Annotated in this window: 22 protein-coding genes and 1 tRNA gene; 4 read left to right on the top strand and 19 right to left on the bottom strand. The window is 60.2% G+C overall.

The features are described 5' to 3' along the window. Positions 1–247: 247 nt before the first annotated feature. The 14 genes from ABVT36_RS16950 to nhaA all read right to left on the bottom strand — a co-directional run bounded on the left by ABVT36_RS16950 (position 248) and on the right by nhaA (position 14732). Positions 248–337 (bottom strand) — tRNA-Ser (locus ABVT36_RS16950). Positions 338–657: 320 nt separating this feature from the next. Next, entirely contained in the window at positions 658–852 is a 195-nt protein-coding gene (gene csrA / locus ABVT36_RS16945; protein WP_367149692.1) for a carbon storage regulator CsrA, read from the bottom strand. Between the two features lie 218 nt (positions 853–1070). Further along, entirely contained in the window at positions 1071–2309 is a 1239-nt protein-coding gene (locus ABVT36_RS16940) for an aspartate kinase (RefSeq protein WP_368457600.1), read from the bottom strand. 129 nt (positions 2310–2438) lie between these two features. Further along, positions 2439–5054: an alanine--tRNA ligase gene (gene alaS / locus ABVT36_RS16935; protein WP_368457599.1), complete on the bottom strand. Its 2616-nt coding sequence runs from the start codon at positions 5052–5054 to the stop codon at positions 2439–2441. A gap of 63 nt (positions 5055–5117) precedes the next feature. Then, entirely contained in the window at positions 5118–5471 is a 354-nt protein-coding gene (locus ABVT36_RS16930) for a histidine triad nucleotide-binding protein (protein ID WP_368457598.1), read from the bottom strand. 5 nt (positions 5472–5476) lie between these two features. Further along, on the bottom strand, positions 5477–5668 hold the full coding sequence (locus tag ABVT36_RS16925) for a Trm112 family protein (protein ID WP_367149696.1): 192 nt from the start codon (positions 5666–5668) through the stop codon (positions 5477–5479). Between the two features lie 99 nt (positions 5669–5767). Next, on the bottom strand, positions 5768–6607 hold the full coding sequence (locus tag ABVT36_RS16920; protein ID WP_368457597.1) for a lysophospholipase: 840 nt from the start codon (positions 6605–6607) through the stop codon (positions 5768–5770). A 315-nt stretch (positions 6608–6922) separates the two neighbouring features. Then, positions 6923–7939, bottom strand: a complete 1017-nt coding sequence (locus ABVT36_RS16915) for a class I fructose-bisphosphate aldolase (protein ID WP_368457596.1) — start codon at positions 7937–7939, stop codon at positions 6923–6925. Positions 7940–7982: 43 nt separating this feature from the next. Next, positions 7983–9461: a glycerol kinase GlpK gene (gene glpK / locus ABVT36_RS16910; RefSeq protein WP_368457595.1), complete on the bottom strand. Its 1479-nt coding sequence runs from the start codon at positions 9459–9461 to the stop codon at positions 7983–7985. A gap of 48 nt (positions 9462–9509) precedes the next feature. Beyond that, complete coding sequence (locus ABVT36_RS16905; protein ID WP_368457594.1) at positions 9510–9983, bottom strand: regulatory protein RecX; 474 nt, start codon at positions 9981–9983, stop codon at positions 9510–9512. A 25-nt stretch (positions 9984–10008) separates the two neighbouring features. Further along, on the bottom strand, positions 10009–11040 hold the full coding sequence (gene recA, locus ABVT36_RS16900; RefSeq protein WP_368457593.1) for a recombinase RecA: 1032 nt from the start codon (positions 11038–11040) through the stop codon (positions 10009–10011). Between the two features lie 75 nt (positions 11041–11115). Continuing rightward, complete coding sequence (locus ABVT36_RS16895; protein ID WP_367149702.1) at positions 11116–11670, bottom strand: CinA family protein; 555 nt, start codon at positions 11668–11670, stop codon at positions 11116–11118. Between the two features lie 139 nt (positions 11671–11809). After that, positions 11810–13189: a hypothetical protein gene (locus ABVT36_RS16890; RefSeq protein ID WP_368457592.1), complete on the bottom strand. Its 1380-nt coding sequence runs from the start codon at positions 13187–13189 to the stop codon at positions 11810–11812. A gap of 106 nt (positions 13190–13295) precedes the next feature. Continuing rightward, complete coding sequence (nhaA, locus tag ABVT36_RS16885) at positions 13296–14732, bottom strand: Na+/H+ antiporter NhaA (RefSeq protein ID WP_368457591.1); 1437 nt, start codon at positions 14730–14732, stop codon at positions 13296–13298. 105 nt (positions 14733–14837) lie between these two features. On the opposite strand from nhaA, the gene ABVT36_RS16880 reads away from it, so the two are divergent. After that, positions 14838–15617 (top strand): TlyA family RNA methyltransferase, encoded by a 780-nt coding sequence (locus ABVT36_RS16880; protein WP_368457590.1) that lies wholly within the window; start codon positions 14838–14840, stop codon positions 15615–15617. Between the two features lie 8 nt (positions 15618–15625). Here the strand turns inward: ABVT36_RS16880 and ABVT36_RS16875 are convergent, their stop codons facing one another. Continuing rightward, a complete protein-coding gene (locus ABVT36_RS16875; RefSeq protein ID WP_368457589.1) occupies positions 15626–16087 on the bottom strand; it encodes an OsmC family protein in 462 nt (153 codons plus the stop codon). An 88-nt stretch (positions 16088–16175) separates the two neighbouring features. Further along, positions 16176–16520, bottom strand: a complete 345-nt coding sequence (locus ABVT36_RS16870) for a 4a-hydroxytetrahydrobiopterin dehydratase (protein ID WP_367149707.1) — start codon at positions 16518–16520, stop codon at positions 16176–16178. Positions 16521–17175: 655 nt separating this feature from the next. On the opposite strand from ABVT36_RS16870, the gene ABVT36_RS16865 reads away from it, so the two are divergent. Beyond that, positions 17176–19026: a DUF885 domain-containing protein gene (locus tag ABVT36_RS16865; RefSeq protein WP_368457588.1), complete on the top strand. Its 1851-nt coding sequence runs from the start codon at positions 17176–17178 to the stop codon at positions 19024–19026. Positions 19027–19181: 155 nt separating this feature from the next. On the opposite strand, the gene ABVT36_RS16860 is transcribed toward ABVT36_RS16865, so the two are convergent. Next, positions 19182–20690 carry a fumarate hydratase gene (locus tag ABVT36_RS16860; protein WP_368457587.1) on the bottom strand — a complete coding sequence of 503 codons (1509 nt, stop codon included), beginning with the start codon at positions 20688–20690 and terminating at the stop codon, positions 19182–19184. A 134-nt stretch (positions 20691–20824) separates the two neighbouring features. Continuing rightward, a complete protein-coding gene (locus tag ABVT36_RS16855) occupies positions 20825–21559 on the bottom strand; it encodes a hypothetical protein (protein WP_368457586.1) in 735 nt (244 codons plus the stop codon). A gap of 323 nt (positions 21560–21882) precedes the next feature. On the opposite strand from ABVT36_RS16855, the gene ABVT36_RS16850 reads away from it, so the two are divergent. Beyond that, on the top strand, positions 21883–22467 hold the full coding sequence (locus tag ABVT36_RS16850; RefSeq protein WP_368457585.1) for a superoxide dismutase: 585 nt from the start codon (positions 21883–21885) through the stop codon (positions 22465–22467). A gap of 111 nt (positions 22468–22578) precedes the next feature. Beyond that, entirely contained in the window at positions 22579–24471 is a 1893-nt protein-coding gene (locus ABVT36_RS16845; RefSeq protein WP_368457584.1) for a DUF885 family protein, read from the top strand. A 104-nt stretch (positions 24472–24575) separates the two neighbouring features. Here ABVT36_RS16845 and ABVT36_RS16840 read toward each other — a convergent pair whose 3' ends face one another. Then, positions 24576–25514, bottom strand: coding sequence for a universal stress protein (locus ABVT36_RS16840; RefSeq protein WP_368457583.1), 939 nt, complete (start codon positions 25512–25514; stop codon positions 24576–24578). Positions 25515–25601 lie beyond the last annotated feature (87 nt).

Below are 25601 nucleotides of genomic sequence, written 5' to 3'. Positions count from 1 at the left end.
AGCTCAGTTGAGCGCCAGGCTCTAACTGCGGGACGCGTATTCTACACATCCGGGCCACCGAAACAAGTACTTAAACGCACTTCTTCAACAACCCAACGGCCTCTCTGCGAGACCAAAACAGGTTCAAAAGATAAAACTTTCGACACCTGCCAGAGGACGCTTTATGGCGACCCCCTTCACTTTCAAAAACACACCTGTCGCCTTCACACAAAAAAACACCCTCGCTTCTATGAGGGCGCTTTTTGGATGGCGGTGAGAGAGGGATTCGAACCCTCGATGAGTGTTAACCCATACGCCCTTAGCAGGGGCGCGCCTTCAGCCACTCGGCCATCTCACCGTACGCTCTTTTAATACTGGGACCGGCCTCGGGCACAACTCTGTTGAGGGTGCATTTGGCGTCCCGGCATTTACCGCCAGGCGGCTGCTGAAAGTGAGCGGCATCATACCAATGGCAGGGCAAAAATCAATGGGGAATCAATAACTTTTGTGGACCCGGGGCGGCATGTCCAGTTATTGGACAGAGCTCGCAGCTGCATATCGCCGCTTACTGCAGGGCCTGCTTGGGACGGCGGGCCCAAACCAGATGACAAGGGGTTCCCAACAAAGACAAAGGCCGGGAAAACCGGCCTTTGTTTCGGTCGGGATAGGTGACAGAACCTAGTCGCCGCCACCACTCTCGGAAGGCTGTTTTTCGCGCTGAATCCGCTGATAGATCTCTTCGCGGTGCACTGCCACTTCCTTGGGCGCGTTCACACCAATACGCACCTGGTTTCCCTTTACACCCAATACGGTGACGGTGACATTGTCACCCACCATTAGAGTTTCGCCAATCCGGCGGGTCAAAATCAGCATTAGCTACTTCTCCTTGATCATCCTGTGATAGGTACAGCGGATTTCTCCCCAAAGCTGTACCAGGGGTCATCATAACCGGATAAGGGCGTAATTTGTCCAACAAAGCCCATTTCTTTATTCAGTATTGACTAGTCGATCAAAATCTCAACAGGGCGGCCGCCGGGCAAATAACCAAATCGCTATGATAGTCAGAAATGGCCTTAGGTCTGGTTATAGCCCTATACCGTTGGGGCGGGTTCCGAGAGCTGGAATTCGCTGTGCAGCGCGCGCACTGCCAACTCCAGATAGCGCTCGTCAATGATCACAGATATCTTGATTTCGGAGGTGGTAATCATCTGAATGTTGATATTGTCCTGTCCCAGGGCACTGAACATACGACTGGCCACAGCAGCGTGGGAGCGCATTCCGACACCGACGATGGAAACTTTGGCAATCTTATCGTCACTGACCACCTCTCTGGCCCCCAGCGCCGTGGCCACCCGCTGCAATACGTCGCGGGCCTTGTTGAGGTCATTGCGGTGTACCGTGAACGTGAAGTCGGTGGTGCCGTCCACCGCGCTGATGTTCTGCACTATCACATCCACTTCGATGTTCTCACCACCCACGGGTGCGAGAATTCGGCTCGCCACGCCCGGATTATCGGGTACGCCGCGGATGGTCAGCTTGGCTTCATCGCGGTTAAAAGCAATACCGGAGACTACAGGCTGCTCCATCTCGATATCCTCCTGGTCCAGACTGATCAGTGTGCCCTGGCCCTGCTCAAACGTGGAAAGCACGCGCAGGGGCACCTTGTATTTGCCGGCAAACTCCACCGCACGGATCTGTAATACCTTAGACCCGAGACTGGCCATTTCCAGCATTTCCTCAAAGGTAATCCGCTCCAGGCGCCGGGCACTGTCCACCACCCTGGGATCGGTGGTGTAGACGCCGTCCACATCAGTGTATATCTGACATTCAGTTGCATTCAGGGCCGCCGCCAGGGCCACCCCTGTGGTATCCGAGCCGCCGCGGCCGAGTGTGGTGATGCTGCCATCTTCATCCACACCCTGGAAACCGGCGACCACGACCACCCGGCCGGCATCGAGGTCGCGGCGCATGCGCTCGACATCGATGCGCTGAATGCGCGCCTTGGTATGGGCCTTGTCGGTAAGAATCTTGACCTGTCCGCCAGTGTAGGAGCAGGCGTCATAGCCGCGCTTCTTCAGCGCCATACTCAGGAGCGCGATGGTGACCTGCTCACCGGTGGAGACGAGCACATCCAGCTCTCTGGGATCGGGTTTTTCCTGGATCTGACTGGCGAGATCAATCAGCCGGTTGGTCTCCCCACTCATGGCGGAGAGGACAATGACCATCTCGTGGCCCTGAGCGCGAAATGCGGCAACCTTGTCGGCGACCACTTCGATACGCTCGATAGAACCCACCGAGGTACCGCCGTATTTCTGCACGAACAAGCTCATAGATTTCTGTGTATCCCGTTACGCCCGCCTGCTGATGCGCGGGTCAAATCTCACCCAAGCCGCGCACTAAATCACTATTGCCGCCCCAAATCAACTCAAAAATTGCTGACCACAGGGGTTTTTTCCATTTTACTTGCGCAGGTGATCCCCTACCCAGGCCGGAAGCCCGGACAACATCCCCGCCAGCGCCGCCACGTCGGTACCGCCGCCCTGCGCCATATCCGCGCGACCGCCGCCCTTGCCACCCAGCTGTGCGGCGGCATAACGCATAAGCTCGCCGGCGGCGATACGATCTGTAAGGTCTTTGGTGACCGCAGCCACCAGCGCCACTTTATGCTCACCCGGTGCGGCCAGCAGCACCACGCCGCTGCCCAGCTTGTTCTTCATCTGATCGGCGATATCCCGCAGGGATTTGGGGTCGGCACCGTCAATGGCGGCGGCCAGCAGCTTGATACCGGCCACCTCCACTACCTGACTGGACAGGTCGGCACCGGCACCACCGGCCAGACTGGTCTTGAGGCGGGACATCTCTTTTTCCAGCTTGCGGTTGTTTGCCAACAGCTGCTCGACTTTCTCCACCAGGGTGTCGGGGTGGGCCTTGAGCAGCGCGGAGATATGTTCGAGGCGCTGCTGTGCCTGGTCGAAGAGGGAAAGTGCGTGGGCACCGGTGAGGGCTTCGATACGCCGCTGCCCCGAGGCGATACCACTCTCACTGACGATTCGCAACAGACCTATATCACCGGTGCGCCGCACATGGGTACCTCCGCACAGCTCGACGGAAAACGGGGCCCCGTCCTCTCGCTGCCCCATGGACAATACCCGAACCCGATCGCCGTACTTTTCGCCAAACAATGCCATGGCACCCATGGCGCGGGCGGTTTCGATATCGGTTTCCTCCGTGCACACCGGTACATTAGCGCGAATCTGCGTATTTACCAGAGCCTCTATAGCGTGCAGCTGCTTGGTGGTGACCGCCTCCGGGTGCGAAAAGTCGAAGCGCAACCGCTCCGAGTCCACCAGGGACCCCTTTTGGGTCACATGCTCACCCAGCACTTTGCGCAGCGCCGCGTGCAGCAGATGGGTCGCGGAGTGGTTCAATGCGGTGGCCTGACGCACTTCGGCCGCCACCTGGGCACCGACCCGGTCACCAGTCTTAATCGCCCCCTGCAGAACCTTACCGGTATGCAGGTGGTGGCCACCCTGAAGGGTACAGTCACGCACTTCAAAGCGCCCGGCGGCCGAACTCAGGTAACCGCTGTCGCCTACTTGGCCGCCGGATTCGGCATAAAAAGGGGTGTGATCCAGAATGACAGCGCCCTCTTCGCCCTCCGACAACCGCTCTACCCGCTCGCCATCTTTGACAATGGCGACCACCCTGCCTTTCGCCTCGGTTACGTCATAGCCGAGAAATTCAGTGCTGCCCTCCAGGTCCAGTACTTCGGTATAGTCCTGCTTGAATTTACCGGCCGCACGGGCGCGCTGGCGCTGGGCTTCCATGGCGGCTTCGTAGCCGTCCATATCCAGGGACAGACCCCGCTCGCGGGCAATATCCTGGGTCAGGTCGGTGGGGAAACCATAGGTGTCGTGCAGGGTGAATACCAGGGCGCCGGGTATCTCGCTGCCTTCGAGGGAGCCCAGGGCGTCCTCCAGCAGGGCCAACCCCTTATCCAGTGTCTTGGCGAACTGCTCTTCCTCTTTGCGCAACGCCCGCTCGATAAACTGCTGCTTCTCGCGCAGCTCCGGGTAGGCGTCACCCATCTGCTCAGCCAGGGCGTCCACCAGCCGGTAAAAAAAGATGTCCTTGTGGCCCAGCTTGTGGCCGTGGCGCACGGCGCGGCGGATGATACGGCGCAGCACAAAGCCGCGGCCTTCGTTGGAGGGCATTACGCCATCGGCGATCAGGAAGGCGCAGGAGCGGATGTGATCTGCGATCACCCGCAGAGACTTCTCCTGCAGGTCGTCGCAGCCGACTATCCGGCCGGCGGCGCGCAGCAGTGCCTGAAACAGGTCTATGTCGTAGTTGGAGTGCACTCCCTGCATCACGGCCGCGATACGCTCCAGCCCCATGCCGGTATCCACGGAGGGCCTGGGCAGTGGGTGCAACTCGCCATCGGCGGTGCGCTCGTACTGCATGAAGACCAGATTCCAGATCTCGATATAGCGGTCGAGATCGTCGTCGTCGGAACCGGGCGGACCGCCGGGCACTGACTCACCATGGTCGTAAAAGATTTCGGAGCTGGGGCCGCAGGGACCTGTGTCACCCATCTGCCAGAAGTTGTCCTCGTCGAGCCGCGAAAAGCGCTCCGGACTGACTCCCACTTCCTTCAACCAGATGTCCGCAGCCTCATCATCACTGATATGCACGGTCACCCAAAGGCGCTCTTGGGGCAGGTTCAGGACCTTGGTGAGGAAGTCCCAGGCAAAGCGAATCGCATCGCGCTTGAAGTAGTCACCAAAGCTGAAATTGCCCAGCATCTCAAAGAAAGTATGGTGGCGGGCCGTGTATCCCACATTCTCCAGGTCATTGTGCTTGCCGCCGGCGCGCACACAGCGCTGGGAGGTGGCCGCGCGGCTGTAGGGGCGCGCCTCCTGCCCCAGAAAGGTGTCCTTGAACTGCACCATACCCGCATTGGTGAACAGCAGGGTCGGATCGTTGGCGGGGATCAGGGAGCTGGAAGGCACCAGGGTATGGCCCTGTTCGGCAAAGTAATTCAGAAAGGCGTCGCGAATCTGTGCGCTTTTCATCCGGCGTATTTCCAGTTGGTTAGTCAAAATTCGATTATTCGGTGAGGCGGACACAAAGGCGGTTCAGGGCGCTCGCGCCAGATCCCGCTCGCACATTTCGCGCTGTGCCAACAGGTGGAGATGCAGGTGAAAGACCGTCTGCCCGGCACTGCGGCCGTTGTTCACGATCAGGCGGAATCCGTCCAGTTCAAACCGGCGACCCAACTCACCCGCGACCCACATCAGGTGCCCCAGCAGCGGCCGGTCGGCCAGATCCGCTGCGGACAGATTGACCAGGGGTTTTCGCGGAATGATGAGCAGGTGGGTGGGCGCCTGCGGCGCTCTGTCGCGGATGACGATACAAAGGTCGTCCTCGTAGACCCTTTCCGCCGGCACATCACCGGCGATGATACTGCTGAATACACTGGGGGCGGACATGGCAGCTACTTCTTCTTGTCCAGTTTTTCCTCGGCGCTCAGCTGACGCGCCTCAGATTCCAGCATAACGGGAATGCCATCGCGAATCGGATAGGCCAGACCGCTGGCCGTGCAAATCAACTCCTGGGCATCCTCGCGATACTCCAGCGGTGCCTTGCTGACAGGACAGACCAGCAAGCTCAGTAATTTCTTATCCATGCCTCACCCAAACATCGCCTGCCGGCGGCCAAAATGACCGCGTATACTACTACGACTGCGGTGCTTTTTCACTGGCTCCGGGGCCCCGCAGGGCCCGATTCACACACTGGCCAGGGCCTCCGTCTGCGGTTGCAGGGCGGCGAGGTGCTGTCGCAGCAACTCGACGGCATCCGGCTCGCCGCAGGCCTCGTTAAATAACTCATGGTAGGCGCCCGGGAAGACATGGCACCACTTTTGCGCACTGCCGATACGCTCGAATAGGCCCTGGGTAAAGGGCGAGTCCACCAACCGATCCGACATGGGCAACAGCAACAGACAGGGCACACGAATCTGCCCCAGGCGGGCAATCACAAGATCCCGCTGACGCAGAAAATCTGTGAACCAGCGCAGAGATACCCGGTTGTGTACCAGCTCGTCCTTTCGATAGGCCTCAGCCACCGCCTCGTCCCTGCTGAGCCAACGCGGGTCCACCCGGTTCGGCAGAGTCAACCGGGGCAGCGGTCGCGCCAGCACACTGATCAGGGCCCGCACCAGGTTTCCGGGCTCCTGCAGCCCCCTGAAGGCGGGCGCAGACAGTATCAGACTGTCCACGGAATTGAAGCGCTGGACACAGTCGCAGGCGATGACTCCACCCATGCTGTGGCCCAACAGATGAATCTGCGCAGCGGGGTTGTCGCGCCTGGCCAGCAGCACAAACTCCTGCAGCTGATCGCCGTAGTGGGCGAACTCATCCACATGTCCGCGCTTGCCGGAGGACTGCCCGTGACCGTAGTGATCCAGGGCATACACACTGTAGCCCGCCCGGTTGAGATCCAGCGCCAGGCGCCGGTAGCGGCCGCTGTGCTCCCCCAGGCCATGGGCAATGACGACAACACCATGGGCGCCTTCCACCCACCAGCGGCGATAGTGAAGCCGCTCGTCTCCACACATAAATAGCATGTAACACCCCATCTGCCTGTCATTATTGTTAGGGTTCAGGGAGCCTCTGATTCATTCGGCGCAACCTCAGGCATTGCCCCGCTTTAACCAAAGATTCCCTAGCAGGTTGTTGAAAAAGCTCTCCCTGGCTTTCCTCAACCCGGGTTTGCGGCGCATGTCCGCAAACCCTCCACGACAAATCAAGCAGTTACATGCTTGATTTGCGGCCCGAACATCTCTGTTCGGGACAGCAGGCTGTTGAAAAACACTTTTTCAACAGCCTGCTAGGGCCTGTTTACACTAACTGGCTTGGCCCTAGATAGCGGTTTTGGCGGTCTACGCCTGTTCCAGAGTTTGTTGGTACTCCCCCAACACAGCCAGGTGGTTGAGGCGCGCCCGCTTTAGCAGGGCTCTTTGCGCCGCGGCTGCGTGTTGGCGTTTCCCTCCCCAGGCCTTGAGGGCGGGCTCCTGTAGCGCCCGGCCGTAGGAAAAGCTCAACTGCCAGGGTGCCTGCCGCAAACTGTTGAGTGCATTCAGATTGGCCGTCGCCTCCTCCGGCCCCTGGCCCCCGGAAAGAAAATTGATGCTGGGCACCGCCGCGGGCACCGTTCGGCGCAAGCTGCGCAGCGTGTACTCGGCCACCTGCTGCGGCGGTGCACGGGGGCTGTCCCCACCGGGTGTCACCATGCTCGGTTTGAGCAACAGCAACTCCAGTACAACGCCGTGACGACCCAGCGCAGCAAAAACCTCGCGCCAGACCGCTTCGTTCACTTCGGCGCTGCGCTCTATGCTGTGGTCCCCGTCCATCAGTACCTCCGGTTCCACTATGGGCACCACGCCACAGGCCTGACACACGGCGGCGTAGCGGGCCAGCATTTCCGCGTTGGCGGTGAGTCCCAGCCGCGTGGGGTTGCGGGGGCCAATAGGGTAGACTTCGCGCCATTTGGCGAATCGCGCCCCCTGCTCCTTGTAGCCGGCCAAACGCTCCGCCAAGCCGTCCAGCCCGTAGGTGATCATGTCCCCCGGGGCGCCGGGCAATGGCCCCTTGCCCTTATCCACCTTGATACCGGGGACTATGCCCCGAACGGCAGCCAGCTGCGGCAGCGGGACACCAGCGTCGTCCCTCTGGCCGAGGGTCTCCTCGAACAGGATGACGCCGCTGACGTAATTTTCCAGCCCCTCGGTGGACAACAGCAGGGAGCGGTAGAAGCACCGCAGTTCCTCCGTCGACTCGACGCCGATGGAATCGAACCGCTTCGCAATGGTGCCACTGCTCTCATCCGCGGCCAGCACCCCCCGGCTACCATCCACGAGGTCCGCGACTGTCTCCTGCAATTCAGTCCCTGTACTCACCTGACCACCTCCATTAAATATGACTGGATAATCGGTGTTCCCTTCAAAAATTTCGGCAGGCGGCGACCGCCCTGCGCCAGCCACCCATCAGCTCGTCCCGCTGCGCCGACGACATCCCCGGTTCAAAATCCCGCTCAATCTCCAGTGGTCCCTGCGGCAGGGCACCCGCCGGCCATATGCCGGCGCCGATGCCCGCCAGAAGGGCGGCGCCCACAGCGGTGGTTTCTATCTGCTGCGGCCGTGCCACTCGCACCCGGGAGATGTCAGCCTGGAACTGCATCAGGAAATTGTTGGCACTGGCGCCACCGTCAACCCGTAGACAACTGATTTTCACCCCCAGGGCGTCAGCCATCAACTGTGCCAGTTCGTCGCTCTGGTAGGCGATGGACTCCAGTGTGGCGCGCACCAGTTCGGCCCTGCCGGAACCGCGGCTGAGGCCACAGATCATGCCCCGGGCGGACGGGTCCCAGTGGGGGGCACCCAGGCCGCTGAATGCCGGCACCAGATAAACGCCCTTGGTATCGGCAACCCCTTCCGCAATGGCCTCGGTATCCGCCGCCTGCTGAATCAGGCCCAACCCATCCCGCAACCACTGCACCGCGGACCCGGCATTGAACACTGCGCCTTCCAGAGCATAGGCGGGGGCGCCGGCAGGGTCGCAGGCAATGGTAGTCAGGAGCCCGCGCGGCGCCCGGGGCCTTTCCGCACCCCCGTAGGCGAGCATAAAACAGCCGGTGCCGTAGGTATTCTTGATACTGCCGGGCGAAGTACAGCCCTGGCCGAAGAGCGCCGCCTGCTGGTCGCCGGCAACGCCGCAGATGGGGATCTCCGCACGGAAAAAAACTTCCGCCGCCGTGTGTCCAAACAGCCCTGCCGAGGGCCGGATTTCCGGCAATATGGCGTCGGGACAGCCGAACAGCGCCAGCAAATCCGTATCCCAGCCACGGGCTTCGATATCGTACAGGAGGGTGCGGCTGGCGTTGGTGTGATCGGTGACATGGGCCCGGCCTCCGCTCAGCTTCCAAATCAGCCAGCTGTCGATGGTGCCAAAGCACAGCTCTCCGGCTTCGGCCCGCGCGAGCAGTTCCGGTTGAGCGCGAAAAATCCACTGCAATTTGCTGGCAGAGAAATAAGCGTCGAGCAACAGTCCGGTTTTTTGCCGCAGGTAATCCGACTTGCCCGCCCGCTGCAACTCTGTGCAGATTTCCGCCGAGCGGCGGCACTGCCAGACGATCGCCGGGCAAACCGCCCGGCCGGACTGGCGGTCCCAGAGGACCGTGGTCTCGCGCTGGTTGGTGATGCCGATGGCGGAAACCCCGGTGGCGTCGGCGCCGGCGCACTCCAGTGCTTCAGTGCAGACACGCAGGACCAGGTTCCAGATTTCGCTGGCGTCGTGCTCAACCCAGCCGGGGCGCGGATAGTGTTGGGGGAGCTCGGCATAGGCGCGGCCCAATAGCCGGCCCCGGGTATCGAAGACAAAGGCGGTGGTTCCGGTGGTGCCCTGATCTATGGAGAGAATCACGGCGACTCCTTACTCTTATCCTTGTATCCGGAGTATACCGCCTCGGCGCTAAACTTCCGCCGCCAGCGCCCATTGAATGGCGTCGCCCGGAAAACCCCGGTAAGCGAGATAGCGCTGCCGGCGCGAGCACTCTTTCAGCTGCCGCTCCCGGGGCAGGGCCGGGCTGACCGGAACGGGAAATTTGCGCTGTAGAACCTCCACCGCCCGGGCATACCAGTCCACCTCCAGCTGCTCCAGCGCTGTGGCGATGCAATCATCCGCTACGCCCCGCTGCTGCAGTTCGCGGCGAATACGCAGCGGTCCCTGGCCGCGCTGAAGGCGGGAGCGGGCCAGCACCTGGGCAAAGCGCTGGTCGGATTGATAATTGAGTTCTTCGAGCCGCTGAAACAGTGAGTCGAAGTCGGCGCCGGGAAAGCGATTGGCAAGCTTCTGGCAAAGTTCCTGGCGGGAATGCTCCCGGCGCGACAACAGCTCCAGCGCCGCCTGGAACAGGGCCCGCTCCGGGGAGCTAAGGGAAGACACCTGTTAAAACACTTGTTGCGAGGTCCTAACCTTCCGGAGCCTCTACGGCATCCTCGGTCGCGGGCACCTGGTCGCCCAGCAATTGCAAACGCAGCTGGCCCTCGATCTCATCGCGGAGACTCTGGTTTTCCCGCAGGAATTTGACCGCATTGGCCTTGCCCTGGCCAATCTTGTCCCCTTTGTAGCTGTACCAGGCACCGGCCTTGTCCACCAGACCCAGCTTGACCCCGTAGTCGACGATCTCGCCCAGCAGGTTGATGCCCTCTCCATACATGATCTGGAATTCGGTCTGCTTGAAGGGCGGCGCCACCTTGTTCTTGACCACTTTCACACGGGTTTCGTTGCCCACCACTTCGTCGCCCTCCTTGATCGCACCGATGCGGCGAATATCCAGGCGCACGGAGGCGTAGAATTTGAGTGCGTTGCCCCCGGTGGTGGTCTCCGGGGAGCCGAACATCACACCGATCTTCATGCGAATCTGGTTGATGAAGATACAGAGCGTGTTGGTGTTCTTGATATTGCCGGTGAGCTTGCGCAATGCCTGGGACATCAGGCGGGCCTGCAGGCCGACGTGGGAATCGCCCATCTCCCCCTCGATTTCCGCCCGCGGGGTCAGCGCCGCCACCGAGTCGACGATCAACACGTCGACGGCGCCGGAACGCACCAGCATGTCGGCCACTTCCAGGGCCTGCTCGCCGGTATCCGGCTGGGACACGATCAACTCGTCGACATTGACACCGAGTTTTTCGGCATAAATGGGATCCAGGGCATGCTCCGCATCCACGAAAGCACAGGTGCCGCCATTGCGCTGCGCCTCGGCGATCACCTGCAGGGTCAGGGTGGTTTTACCGGAGGATTCCGGGCCGTAGATTTCCACTATGCGCCCGCGCGGCAGACCGCCGATACCCAGGGCCACATCCAGGCCCAGGGAGCCGGTGGAGATGGCCGGGATACGCTCGCGCTCCCTGTCCCCCATCCGCATGACCGTACCTTTGCCGAACTGGCGTTCTATCTGCGTCAGCGCCGCCTTCAGTGCCTTGTCTTTGTTGGAGTCCATGTCCCTTTCCATCCGCTTGATCGTTGTTGGTTGCAGGGAAGCTTAACCAAGGATTACTGTATAAGCAACCAGTAATCAGGATTCCTCCGCGGCGGCCTCCGGAGCGGCTCCCTGCCGTCGTACCAGTGCCAACATCATGGCCAGCGCCTCGGCCACGGTCAGTTCCTGGATCCGGGATCTGTCGCCGTGGAAATGGAAACAGCGGGCGTCGATAGAGACAGGTTCCTGGCCCTGGGAAGAGGCCAGGGCTATCCAGACAGTCCCCACCGGTTTGTCCTCAGTGCCGCCATCGGGGCCGGCGATGCCGCTCACCGCCACTGCGATATTGGCGTCCATCAGTGCCAGCACACCGCTGGCCATCTGCCGGGCGACCTCTTCACTCACCGCTCCCAGCTGTTCCAGGTCCCGCTGGGACACCGACAGCAGATTCTGTTTGATCCGGTTGGCGTAACTGACCACAGAACCATCAAACCACTGGGAGGCTCCCGCCACCGAGGTAATCGCGGCCGCGATGGCGCCACCGGTACAGGATTCGGCGGCGGTGACGCGCCATTGCAGCCTGTCCAGTTCCTCCCCGAGGGCCAGGGCCCGCTCCGCTATCTGCTCCGCCAGCTCAGTATCCAGATTCATCGCCTCCACCTATCCATTGCTCCATGCCAGGTCACTGCCTTGTGCCGCCACACGGTAAAAAGCTATGGCCCTTTCGCGGTCCCATAGGGCCACCGCCACTGTGGGAAAAGTCTCCCGATTCGGTATAACCCGGGGAAAGTTACCAACTCAGGGAGGATGGCAGTCGCGGGGAGGAAAGCAATTTGGTAAAACGCTGCCAGCGCTCTTTATCGGTGCCCGCCCCCCGCTGGACGTAATCCCCCACCAGTTGCTTGCCCCAGTTGTAATTAATGACATAGGCGCCATAGGTGTCGACAAAACGCTGGCGCTGTCGGGCCTTTGCGGGGCTCATCAGGGTGATTTGCTGGAACAGTTCCACCGCCCTGTCGCCATCGATCTCGCCATTGATATATTGGCGGGCGATCTCATTTTCGGCAAACCTGAGTTTTTCCAGCAGCCCCAGCACACGAACATAGCTGTCCGCATCGGCCGGGTTCAACCCGGCCAGAGGGTAAAGCACCTCTTTTTCAAATCGGGTCTTTTCCCCACCGGGAAACGCCAGTTCGATTCCGTAATTGGCGCTGCCCTCGGCGATCAGTGACTGGGGGCTGAACAGGGGGTACACGCTGAATTCAACCCAGCCGCGCCTGTCCACCAGCTCCCGCTCCAGCAGTGCATTGTAGGTGTGATGGCCCGGATAACCCTCGTGACAACCGAGATCAATAGCCCTGTCTATGGTCACCGGCAATTCGGTGTTGATCTGGATCAGACTTTGCGCGCCACCCTGATACCAGTTGTAACCGCTCCAGGGTTTATCGGTTACATAGCTGAGTACGAAATGTTCATCGCGGGGGAGAGCCAAATATTTTTTGGTGCGCTCGCGACAGGCTTCGATCGCGGCCCGGAACACCGCCGGCATTTTCTCCGGCGAAATCACGAACCGCTGCCGGAACGCCTCGAGTCGCGCCTGCAATGGCCCGGTACCCGGCAATAATTGATCCAGCTCCGACAGCACCGGCTCGAAGTGGGAATACGGCTGTTTGGGTGGCTGGGTATCGTACAGGGCCGCAGCTTCGCGATCGAAATCCCGTTGACCGCCACCGTCCGCCAGGCTGCGCGCATAGGCCATGACAGCGCGCAGCTGCGTCTTCAGATAGTGCTGCCGGAGCCGTTCCAGACTGTCGTCTGCCGCTTCGCTCTCCGGCAACTGCGCCCACAGTTGCTCCGCCCGCCAGGCCAGTTGTTGCGGCGTTGCAGAACTCGCCGCCGCGGCGCCCTTCCAATCAGCGGGGCCGTAATAGGCATCCACATAGTGGGAGTCGTGATTGCCCAGCTCCAGCACCAGGCGCACATAGTCTTCCGCCAGCCGGTCCATATGGATGCCGGAATCCCCGCCACTGACAGCTTCGCCCTCTATCACAGGCACTTTTTCAGCCACTGGGTCCACAGAAGGGACTGGCTCCTTCTGGCCACAGGCAGCAACCGCCAACAGTGAGGAGACGGTGACCAATACTCTGGTCACACAGCGAAAAAGGTTCATGATTCACCCCCTTTATAGGTTCCAAGCAGCCGCAAAATGATGGCTGCAAAAATTCCACACCCGCCGCGCATCGCTGGCCGCCGGAAGCCCGGGCGAGGATAGCGGCTCAGTATTCGCCCGGGCGCTGCTGATCCACTTCCTCTTCCGGGTAGGATTCATCGTCCTCGTCCTCGCAAACCGGCGCCTGGCGCAGGATCAGGAAGCCACCGATACCGGCAATCAGGGACGCCAAGAGCACCCCTGCTTTGGCTTGGACGAGTAGCTCCTCGTTGTCGAAAAAAGCCAACTCGGTAATAAATATCGACATGGTAAACCCTATGCCACCCAGCAGCGCCACACCGACAATATGGTGAAAGCTGGCGCCGCTGGGCAACCTGCCCAACCCGAGACGCCAGCCCACCCAGGTGGCTCCCACTATGCCCACCAGCTTACCGACCACAAGGCCCGCGATCACCCCCAGGGTCACCGGATTCAGTACCGCCTTGGAGCTGGTAAAGCTGTCGATGGGAATGCCGGCGTTGGCCAGGGCAAAAATGGGCATCACGATAAATGCCACCGGGATATGCAGGCGGGTTTCCATGCGCTGCAGTGGCGACTGGGCAAGATTGACGCCGTTACCCAGTGCCATCACCCTGGCCCGCAGCGCATCGTTGGCAATGATCTTGTCACCCGGGCGGAAACTGCGGTCAAAACTGCGGATGATGTCTTTGACAAAGGTGCTGAAGGCAACGGGATCGTATTTGGGTTTGGCCGGCAGTGCCATGGCCGTAACCACCCCGGCCAGGGTCGGGTGGATGCCGGTCACATAGAGCTCATACCACAGCAGGACCCCCACGAAAATATATGCCGGCGAGCGGCGCACACCGGCTATCTTGAGCAGCCACAGGATGCCCACCAGCAGGCCGGACGCCACCAGTGCCACTGTGTTGACCGTGTCCGTATACCAGATGGCTATAACCAGGATCGCGCCCAGGTCGTCGACAATGGCCAGCGCAACCAAAAAAGTCACCACCGAGCGCGGCACCCGGTTGCCCAGCAGCGCAATACAGCCCACCGCAAAAGCGATATCGGTGGCCATGGGGATGCCCCAGCCCCGCGCCGCCTCGGTGCCGCCGTTCAGGGCAGCGTAGATGAGTGCCGGAACCAGCATACCGCCGATGGCGGCGAAAACCGGCAGCACCGCCTGCTTGAGCTCCGACAGTTCGCCCACCAGGAACTCCCGTTTCAGTTCCAGGCCCACGAGGAAAAAGAAGATGGCCATAAGGCCGTCATTGATCCAGTGGTGCAGCGACAGGGAAAAGCGCCAGTCACCGGCCTGGAGCGCTATGGGACTGTGCAGCAGGTGTTTATAGGCATCCTGGAGTGGGGAGTTGGCGATAAACAGCGCGATCATGGCGCAGGTGATCAGCAGCAGGCCACTGCTGCTCTGGCGATGAATAAACTCTTCAAACGGGGTGACCAGACGGCCAAAGGCATTTTCCAGTGGCGCCTCAAACACCTTGCCTTTGCGAATCCTGAACTTACCGAGAACTCTTTTGGCCATCCACTACTCACCTCCTGTTTAAGAATAGAGCTTCTAAGGTAAGGGGCCAGAGGTTAGCATGGCAGTTACATCAACAACCATGCATTCCGAACCCGATAGACGCCGATGAAACGCCTCGATGTATTGCTGGTGCAGCGCCAGCTGGCAAATTCACGCACCCATGCGCGCAAACTGATTGACGCGGGGAGAGTGATGGTGGGTACCGGCGACCACTGGAGCCAGGCCCGGAAAGCCAGCCAGTGCATCGGCGAGAGCGAGGAACTCAGGGTGGAGCCACTGCCTGAGGACAGCTATGTCTCCCGCGCCGGTGTGAAACTGGCGGCCCTGCTCGACCAGACCGGGCTGGACCCCTGTGGCTGGCAGGTGCTGGATATCGGCTGCTCCACCGGCGGTTTCAGCGACTGCCTGCTCCAGAGGGGCGCGGCGCTGGTGGTGGGAGTCGACGTGGGTCACGACCAGCTGGCCCCAAAGCTGCAGCGGGACCCGCGCATGCACCTGTTCGAGGGCGTCAACGCACGCCACCTGAATACAGAGCAGCTGGCGCCTTTCGGCGATGAAGACTTCGACGCCATCGTCATGGACGTATCCTTCATCTCCCAGACCCTGATCCTGCCGAGGCTGCCGGCGCTGTTGAAAAGTGGTGGCCAGTTACTGACACTGGTCAAACCGCAGTTCGAGGTAAACCCCAGGGACATCGGCAAGGGCGGCCTGGTTCGGGACCAGGGTCTCTACGCCCAGGTACGGGACCGGATTTGCGGACTCTGCACATCACTGGGACTGAGTGTCCAGGACTATATCGACAGCCCCATAACTGGCGGCGACGGCAACCGGGAGTTTTTGCTGTGGGCGGTTTACGGTGCCGGCCAGCAGGCGGAGCAGGGGTAAAAGAAGCGTTAAGGAATCTCGGTCACCACCTCGCTGGTGACTGAATTGGCGATAAAACAACGCCGGTGCGCAAGCCGGTGCAGCTGCTCCAGCTCGTCCCGAGACGGTTGCCTGTCCCCGGCAAAAGTCAGCTGCGGCCGCAGCGTCACGCGGGTTATTGCCATACCCCCGCCGGCGACCTTTTCCATTACCCCCTGGGCCTCATCCCGGTACTCGTCCACCACCAACCCCCGCCCGGCGGCGATGGAGAGAAAAAACAGCATGTGACAACTGGAGAGTGCGGCGATGAACGCCTCTTCCGGGTCGACGTTTTCCGCCACGGAATAAGGCAGCGGAACTATGTGCGGCGAAGACGATGCCGGTACTTCGAGACCGCCGTCAAAACGCCAGGTGTGGCCGCGACTGTAATTGCCGTCGGCGAAGGCCGCGCCGTTGCGCCGCCACAATACGGTGGACAAATACTCGGTCATAGTAACCCCGCAATTGGTCGTTTCCGCCCACCCGGGTGAACCCGGGCCGGCGGGAAACGACAGAGTGCAGGTGGAGGCGGCTTGGCCGCTACTCCGCCTCTAACTGCCGGTCGGTGCGCGCCGCCATGATAAAGTCGTTCTTGTGCAGCCCTTTGGCCTCGTGGCTCCACCAGGTAACGGTGACCTTACCCCACTCGGTCAACAGCGCCGGGTGATGCCCCACCTCCTCGGCGATGGCGCCGACACGGTTGGTAAAGGCCAGGGCCTGTTTGAAATTGCGAAACTTGAACACCCGCTCCAACTGCATGATCCCGTCGCGGCTGACCGGCGTCCAGTCGGGAATTTCGCGCATCAACTGGGCAAGTTCTTCATCGCTCACCAGTGGTGCGTCCGCGCGGCAGGCTTCACATTGTTGCTCGGCAAGTTCGGTCATGGCTGAATCCTCGAGAAAGTGACTTATTTATCCGGCAATCCGACGGGTGATCCCTGACCCAGTGGATTGCCGCCCTTGGGAACCTGCGCTATCACGCGGAATCGCTCGCCTTTCAAGGGCTTGCGCCGGCCTCCGCCCTCGCGGCGGCACATTCTTGCACCCCACTAGATGGTCCCCGGGTGATTTGGGCCCCAACTCTACCCGCCGCGATGCGGTGAAACAAGCGCGGCCCACAAAAAGGGATTTTATGTGGCCAGTGCCGTTTTTTATGCAACGCAGCACCAAAAATCCCCCCTGACCTAGGGCCTGTTGACACTAACTGAGATAGTCCTGCTGCCACTGGTTTTGTGGCCTGCAAGGCGGGAATTGCACTGTGTGGTGGGTCCACATGAGCAATTTCTAACGCCGCAGGGCGCGAAACCAGCGGCAGCCCTCCGGGTTGTGCCGGAAAAGGCACCACTCTTCGTTGCTCGTCGCTCATTTGGAACAACCAAACCTCTCTCCTCTTGCCTCGATTGGCACCTTTTCTGTCACAACAGGGCCAACTCAGTTAGTGTCAACAGGCCCTAAATAACCCGGCCGAATCTGCACATGATCCGCAACGCTGTTTCTGCTAGCTTTACTGGCCAGAGGCCCGGTACAAATGAGGAATGAGATGAAACAGGTTATCCCCCTGCTGCTGATCGCACTGGCGCTGACTGCTTGCGAGCGCGACCCGGTGGCCAAGCCCAATGGTGAAATGGCGGAAAACGTCAACGGCACTGAAAGCAGTACCGCCAAACTGGAGACAGCGGAGGCCAATCGCGAATTTCAAGAGCTGGCGGACCAGATGGTGGAGGAGCTGTGGCAGCTGTTTCCCTCCTGGGGAATTAGTGCCGGCTACTACGAGGTGGCGGATCAGATGGAAGTGCCCGACCGGGACTTTCGCGAGCGTGTGGTGACTTTCTCGAATAGCTACCTACGCAAGTTCAAGGACATCGACAGGTCGCAGCTCGACGCCGCCCACAGAAGTGACCTGGCTCTGATCGAAAATTTTCTCGACCGCATGGAGTGGGAGGTCGCACAGTTCAAACCCCACGAATGGAATCCGGCAGAGTACAACGTCTCCCACCCTTTCGCTCTGATTATCAACACCGAATACGCGCCCCTGGACGAACGACTGCGCACCTTCAGCAAACGCATGGAAAAGGTTCCGGCTTATTACCAGGCGGCGCAGCAATCGCTGCGCAAGCCGGCGGCACCCCAGCTGCTGCTGGCGATTCAGCAGAATGAAGGCGCCCTCACCGTGTTCGGCGAGGAACTGGAACAGCAACTCGCGGACAGCGGCCTCAGCGCCGAGGAAAAACAACTCTTCACGCAGCGCCTGGCTGCAGCTCGGGGCGCCATCCAGGGCTACGTCGACTTCCTGAAAAGCATGCAGGGGGATCTCGACGACTCCGGAGACTACAAGGATTTTCGCATCGGCGAGGACCTGTACGAACAGAAGTTTGCATACGATATCCAGATCGGCATGACGGGCAAGGAACTCTATCAGCGCGCCCTGCAAGAGAAGGACCGGCTGCACGCCAAGATGGCGGAGCTGGCCAGCGAATTGTGGCCAAAGTATTTTCCCGACCAGCCGCGCCCCGAAGACCCCTTGAAAATGACCGCTGAGGTGTTGGATAAGTTGTCGGAAAATCACGCCACCAAGGCCACTTTCAAAGCCGAGGTGGAAAAACAGATCCCGGAGCTGATCGCCTTCGTCAACGAAAAAGACCTGCTCACCCTGGACCCGGACAAACCGCTGGTTGTACGCACCACCCCGCCCTATATGCGCGGCTTTTCCGTGGCCTCAATCAATGCGCCGGGGCCCTACGATAAAACTGCCAACACCTACTACAATGTGATGCCGATCGAGGATTTTTCCGACGAGCAGGCGGAGAGTTTTCTGCGCGAGTACAACAGCTACCTGATGCAGATTCTCAATATTCACGAGGCGATACCCGGCCATTACACACAGCTGGTGTACGCCAACAAATCCCCCAGCCTGATCAAGAGCATCCTGGGCAACGGTGCCATGGTGGAGGGCTGGGCGGTATACACGGAACGCATGATGCTGGAAGCCGGCTACGGCAATTTTTCACCGGAACTCTGGTTGATGTACTACAAGTGGAACCTGCGCACGGTGATCAATACAATTCTCGACTATGAGATTCAGGTGAAAGGCATCGACGAGCAGCAGGCCATGGACCTGATGGTGCGCCAAGGCTTCCAGCAGAAAGCCGAGGCCATGGGCAAATGGCGCCGCGCAACCCTGAGCCAGGTACAGCTGACCAGTTATTTCGCCGGTTACTCTGACATTCTCGCACTGCGTGACGAAATGAAGAAAAAACTGGGGGACGACTTCGACCTGAAAGAATTCCACGAGGAGTTTCTCAGCTACGGCAATGCCCCCGTACCGGTCATCCGTGAGTTGATGCTGGCGAAGCTGGAGGAAAAACAGCCGGATCAGGGAACCCCTGATTAGGGCCTGTTGACACTAATTCGGTGCAACCTCAGGCTTTTCCCGGCCGGGGTTTGCAACACATGTGCACAAACCTCGACGCCATTGCGACTGAGGATAAGCCACAAAAAAAGCCGGACTTGACGCAAGTCCGGCTTTTTTCCTCAGGATTCAAGGGCTCAAACAGCGCTCTCCTCGATATTCGCCTTCCAGATCAGCGGCCCCGTGTCGTGAACCGACTCACCCCGGCTGTCTACCGCCACAGTGACGGGCATATCCTCCACCTCGAACTCGTAGATAGCTTCCATACCCAGCTCCGGGAAGGCGACCACCCGAGCGCTCTTGATGGCCTGCGCCACCAGGTAAGCGGCGCCGCCCACAGCCATCAGGTACACCGCCTGGTGATCGCGGATTGCCTCGATAGCGGCCGGGCCGCGCTCGGCCTTGCCGATCATACCCAGTAGGCCGGTCTTCTCCAGCATGGTGCGGGTGAACTTGTCCATACGCGTGGCCGTGGTAGGACCGGCCGGCCCCACCACCTCGTCGCGTACCGGATCCACCGGCCCGACGTAATAAATAAAGCGGCCGGCCAGATCCACCGGCAGTTTTTCCCCTTTGGCAAGGATATCGACCATCTTCTTGTGGGCGGCGTCGCGACCGGTCAGCATCCTGCCGTTCAGCAGCAATGTCTCTCCCGGCTGCCAGCTGAGCACATCGGCGCGAGTGACCTGATCCAGATCGACCCGGCGGGTGCCGCCGCCGGCCTCGCGGGTGACCTGCGGCCAGTCCGCCAGTGAGGGCGGCACCTGTTGTGCCGGCCCGGAGCCATCCAGGACAAAGTGGGTGTGACGGGTGGCGGCACAATTGGGAATAATCGCCACCGCCTTGTTGGCGGCGTGGGTGGGGAAATCCCTGACTTTTACATCCAGAACCGTGGTCAGCCCTCCCAGGCCCTGGGCGCCGATACCCAGTCTGTTGACCTTGTCGTAGAGTTCCAGGCGCAGTTCTTCGGCGCGGCTGGTGGCGCCGCGCTGCTGCAGTTCCTGGATATCGATGGGGTCCAGGAGGGACTCTTTGGCCAGCAGCATGGCCTTCTCCGCGGTTCCGCCGATACCGATTCCCAGCATACCCGGCGGGCACCAGCCGGCCCCCATTTGCGGCACCATTTTCAGTACCCAGTCCACCACCGAGTCGGAGGGATTCAGCATGGCAAATTTGCTCTTGGCCTCGCTGCCGCCGCCCTTCGCCGCCACATAGACCTCCAGGCTGTCCCCGGGCACGATTTCATAGTGGACCACCGCCGGGGTATTGTCCCCGGTGTTCCTGCGGGCCCCGTCCGGATCCTCCAGAATGGAGGCGCGCAGCAGATTGTCGGCGTTTTTATAGGCCCGGCGCACCCCTTCGTTGACCATGTCTGTGACGCTCATGTCCGCATCCCAGCGGACCTTCATGCCCACTTTCAGTTTTACAGTCACAATCCCCGTATCCTGGCAGATGGGCCTGTGACCCTGGGCGCACATGCGCGAGTTGATCAGTATCTGCGCCATGGCATCCCTGGCCGCCGGATTGGCCTCCCGTTTGTAGGCCTGGTTGAGGGCCTGGATAAAGTCCCGGGGATGGTAGTAGGAAATGAACTGCAGCGCGTCGGCGATGCTGTCGATCAGGTCATCCTGGCGGATAGTGGTCATGGCCGGCTCCGGTTAACGTCTCGAGGCCGGCGATTCTACACGATTTGGCCGCGCCTGCAGGCGGAGCCCCGGCCGTCAGCCGCCGTGGCCCGGCGGAAGAAACAGCCGGGAGGGGAGGATTGTGGAGCCGGCGCTCACAGGGAGGAAGCGGTTGAGCCACTGGACTGCAGGTTGCGGATAGCGTCGCGCAACTGCACCAGTTCCTTGTTGACGGAGCGCCGATAGGTATCGATGGATTCAACCGCCTCTTCATTGGCGCCCACCCGGGCGGTCAGATCGCTGCGCACCGATGCCAGCTGGCGCTCCAGCTTGGTCAGCGTATCTTTGGTATCCCGCGCGCTGGCGGTACTGGAGCTGCGCAGCTCGTTGAGGGCGGACTCCACCGCGGCGATCTTGTTGACGCTTGCGGTCAGGCCGTTCAGTTTGCCCGCCAGGGCCGCCGCTTCTTTCCTGGCTGCAGCGGCGTCACTTTTGTTGGCGGCGATGGCTTTGCGGTTGGTGTCGTAAGACACACCCCAGAGCTTGCGGATCTCGGAGCTGTTTTCCTTCACTTTGGCATTCAGCACCTCTACCGAAGCGGTGGATTCCTCGTCCGACAGTTCAAACCGCTTTTCCAGCTCGGCTATGCGCTTGTCCGCATCCACCAGCTCCAGCCTGGTCAACTGCCACTGCTTGTACAGAAACGCCGCCGCGCCAACGCCCGCCAGGGCCAGAATCAGGGCCACGACACCAACAACGGAAACACCGCCACCACTGCCCTCATCCACCCTGTCCGCCTCTGCGGCCATGCGACCGCGGCCAATGGGTTTGTCATCCAGTTGCGGCTCTATGGGGGCCCCGCCGCCCAGCGTCGGCTCTCTGCGTTGCATTGTCGTAACTACCCGATATTTGGATGGGCCGGGTCCGCGGCATAGGCCGCAGGCACAAGGCCGGTTAACAGTCGAAATCAGCGGCATTTATACCAGAAACTGACGAAAAAGTAAGCGGTTTTCATCGGGGCCCGCCGGCGCTCCCGCGGTTGCGGGGACCCCCTCTCCCGTTCTGTATTCGACCTGGAAGCGGCTTACAGGCTCCGCTGAGACAGTACTGAATTAGGGCCTGTTGACACTAATTCAGAGGTTCCTTAATTCTATCTGCCGACAGGTGTAAACTGTGCGGATTCACCAACCGAGACTTAACGAAGGACGACACCATGGCGCATGCGCTCCCCGAACTCCCCTACCCAATGAATGCCCTGGAACCCCACATCTCCCAGGAAACCCTGGAATATCACTACGGCAAGCACCACAAAACCTACGTCGACAAGCTGAACGGCCTGCTGGAAGGCACCGCCGATGCGGACAAATCCCTGGAAGAAGTCATCAAGTCCTCTTCCGGTGGTGTGTTCAACAACGCCGCACAGGTATGGAACCACACCTTCTACTGGAACTGCCTGAGCCCCAACGGCGGTGGCGAAGCCACTGGTGCAGTGGCCCAGGCTATCGACGCCGCATTCGGTTCCTTTGACAACTTCAAGCAGGAATTCACCACCAGCGCCGTCAACAATTTTGGCTCCGGCTGGACCTGGCTGGTGAAGAAGTCCGACGGCACCGTGGCCATTGTCAACACGTCCAACGCGGCCACCCCCCTGACCGAGGCGGGTCATATACCCCTGCTCACCTGCGACGTTTGGGAACACGCCTACTACATCGACTACCGCAACCTGCGGCCAAAATACATGGAAGCGTTTTGGCAACTGGTGAACTGGGATTTCGTCAACCAGAATTTCGCCGCCTAATCACAGGTGCACGAAGCGGGCTCAGGGCCCGCTTCGTGCATCGGCCGCAGGGTAACAACCTCAGCCCGAGGCAAAGCCAAAATAACAACGAGCAGACAATCGGAAACACACATGAACCTGAACAAGACCCTGATTGCCACCGCCATCAGTGCGCTGGTTTTAGCGGGCTGCGGAAAGAGCGAAGCCCCCGCGACCGAAGAGCAAGCGGCCAACTCCCATAGCGCCGCACAAAGCGACGAGAACACCGAGGCTAAATCGTCACCACAGGAGGGCGACGCCGCGTCCATCGCCAAAGCCAACGAAATGTTCGAGGCTTTTTTTCAGGAACGCCTGAAGCGCAGCCCGGAGTTCAAGACTTTCCTGGGCATGAAGGAAGACTACGACAAGTGGGATGACCGCTCGCCGGAATTCGCCGCCGAGACCCACAAAATCAACCAGCGCCAGTTAAAAGAGCTGCAGGCCATCGACCCCAGCAAACTCGACGACTCCACCCGTCTGAGCCTGGAGCTGGCCAAGCGCAACCTGGAGCAGGATATAGAGGGTTACAAGTGGCGCCTCTACAACTACCCGGTCAATCAGATGTTCGGTGCCCACTCCAGTGTGCCCTCGCTGCTGATCAACCAGCACAGCATCGCCGATACCAAGCAGGCCGAGGACTACATAGCACGCCTCAACGCCCTGCCGGCACAATTCGATCAGCTCATCGCCAATCTACAGGAGCGCGCCGACGCGGGCATCATCGCCCCCAAGTTCGTGTTCCCCTATGTCATCAGCGACAGCCGCAATCTGCTCAAGGGCGCCCCCTTTGAGGACGGTGACGACAGCACCCTGCTGGCGGATTTCAAGGGTAAAGTGAACAAACTGGATATCCCCGACGAGGAAAAGACCGCCCTGATCGACAAGGCGGAAACGGCGCTCACTCAGAGCCTTAAGCCGGCCTACGACAACCTGATCACCTACCTGCAAAAACTGGAGCAGCAGGCCAACACCGACGACGGCGCCTGGAAATTTCCCCAGGGCGACGACTTCTATGCATTTGCCCTGCAGCGCACCACCACCTCTGACCTTGACGCCGACGAAATTCACGAAATCGGTCTCGAGGAAGTGGAGCGTATTCACGGTGAAATGCGCGAGATCATGGAGAAGGTCGGTTTCGAGGGCAGCCTGCAGGAATTCTTTGAATTCATGCGCACCGACGACCAGTTCTACTATCCCAATACCGAAGAGGGCAAGCAGCGCTACCTGCGGGAGGCCACCCAGCTGATCGACACCATGAAGGGCCGTCTGGACGAACTCTTCATCACCAAACCCAAAGCCGATCTGACGGTCAAGGCGGTGGAGCCCTTCCGGGAGAAATCCGCCGGCAAGGCCTTTTATCAGCGCCCGGCACCGGACGGTTCCCGCCCCGGCATCTACTACGCCAACCTGTACGATATGAAGAATATGCCGACCTACCAGATGGAGGCGCTGGCCTACCACGAGGGCATCCCCGGCCACCATATGCAGCTTTCCATCGCGCAGGAGCTGGAGGGTGTGCCCAAGTTCCGCAAGTTCGGCGGCTATACCGCCTACACCGAGGGCTGGGGCCTCTACTCGGAACTGGCGCCGAAAGAGATGGGCTTCTATTCAGACCCCTACTCCGACTTCGGCCGGCTGGCGATGGAGTTGTGGCGCGCCGGACGCCTGGTGGTGGACACGGGAATTCACGACAAACAGTGGACCCGGGAGGAAGCCATCGACTGGCTGGCGGAAAACACCCCCAACCCCCAGGGAGACGTGGTAAAGGCCATAGAGCGCTATATCGTCATGCCATCCCAGGCAACTGCCTACAAAATCGGCATGCTGAAGATTGTGGAACTGCGTGAAAAAGCCAAACAGGCCCTGGGCGACCAGTTTGATATCCGCGCTTTCCACGACACCATTCTGGCCAACGGCCCTGTGCCACTGGATGTGCTGGAGCAGCTGGTGGACGAGTGGATCGTCCAGGTCAAATCCCAGCAGTAAATCCGCCCGAGGGTGGCACATCTTTGTAGCACATTAACCCGGCAACTTATTGAGTTGCCGGGTTAATAATGACCCAGCCGCGCAAGCACCCCCACAGCCGTCACTCATTCATGCCCCACCGGAGAAACAAAACTTACCGGCTTCAACGCCAGCAGTGAACAGCTGACCTTCTGCAAAATATTTTCCGCCGTATTTCCCATGATAAAACCGGGGATACCGGTGCGCGCCACAGTGCCCATCACCAGGAGATCGAAGTGCCGCTCATCCACCAACAGCGGAATAAAACGGTCGGGTCGCGCGATGGTGTGGTGGATCTCCAGATCACCGCCGATGCCTGACGCCTTGATCAGCACATCCAGTTTTGCCCTGTGCCGGGACCCCGCGGCTTCCACCGCCTTGTCCAGTTCCTCATCGGAGATACCGATGGGGAATCTGTGACGGAGATAAGCGTCGACATCATAGTCCCAACAGGAAACGATGTGCAGGGTGCCACTGCCATCGTCCGCGAGCGCCCGGGACAGGCGCAGCAGGCGAATGGCAAGGTCGTAGGCGTCGCTGTTTTCGCACTCGGGATCGATGGCCACCAGCACCCGGGCCTCTCTGTTGGCGTGTTTGCTGGGACGGCTCAGCCATACGGGGCAGGGGCACTTGCGCAACAGCTCCATGTCCATGGCCATGAAGCCTTTGAGCCGCTCCTTTCCCTCCACACTTTTCACCACCATATCAAAACCATCACCCAGGACCTGCTGGATGATCCGCTCGGCCGGTGTGCTGCCGCAATTTACCTCAATCTCCACCGACAGCTGATTGGCGTCCAATCCAAGTTTTTCGCAGGCGCTAGCGAGCGATTGCTGTACTGCGGACACCAGGCCCTTTTCGTAAACCTGGCCGTATTCGCGCAAATCCTTCGGCAGGCGGGGACAAACTGCAAATACCTTCAACGTGGCAGAACAGGCCCGCGCGACACTCAGTGCCTGTTGCAAACCGTCGCTCTCATCTTCGAGGCCGTGACTGACAAACAAAATATGGCGGAAATTGTGCATAACTAGGGCCTGGCACCGGATAAAAAGACCTATAAAGTCTTATACGGAAAGTGGGTCTCCAGCATCACAGTTTAGCTCCTGCAAGCA

Source organism: Microbulbifer sp. TYP-18, assembly GCF_040932045.1.
Lineage (GTDB): Bacteria > Pseudomonadota > Gammaproteobacteria > Pseudomonadales > Cellvibrionaceae > Microbulbifer.
Note: the sequence above shows the minus strand (reverse complement) of the source record. Positions and strands in the feature narration are given on the sequence as shown.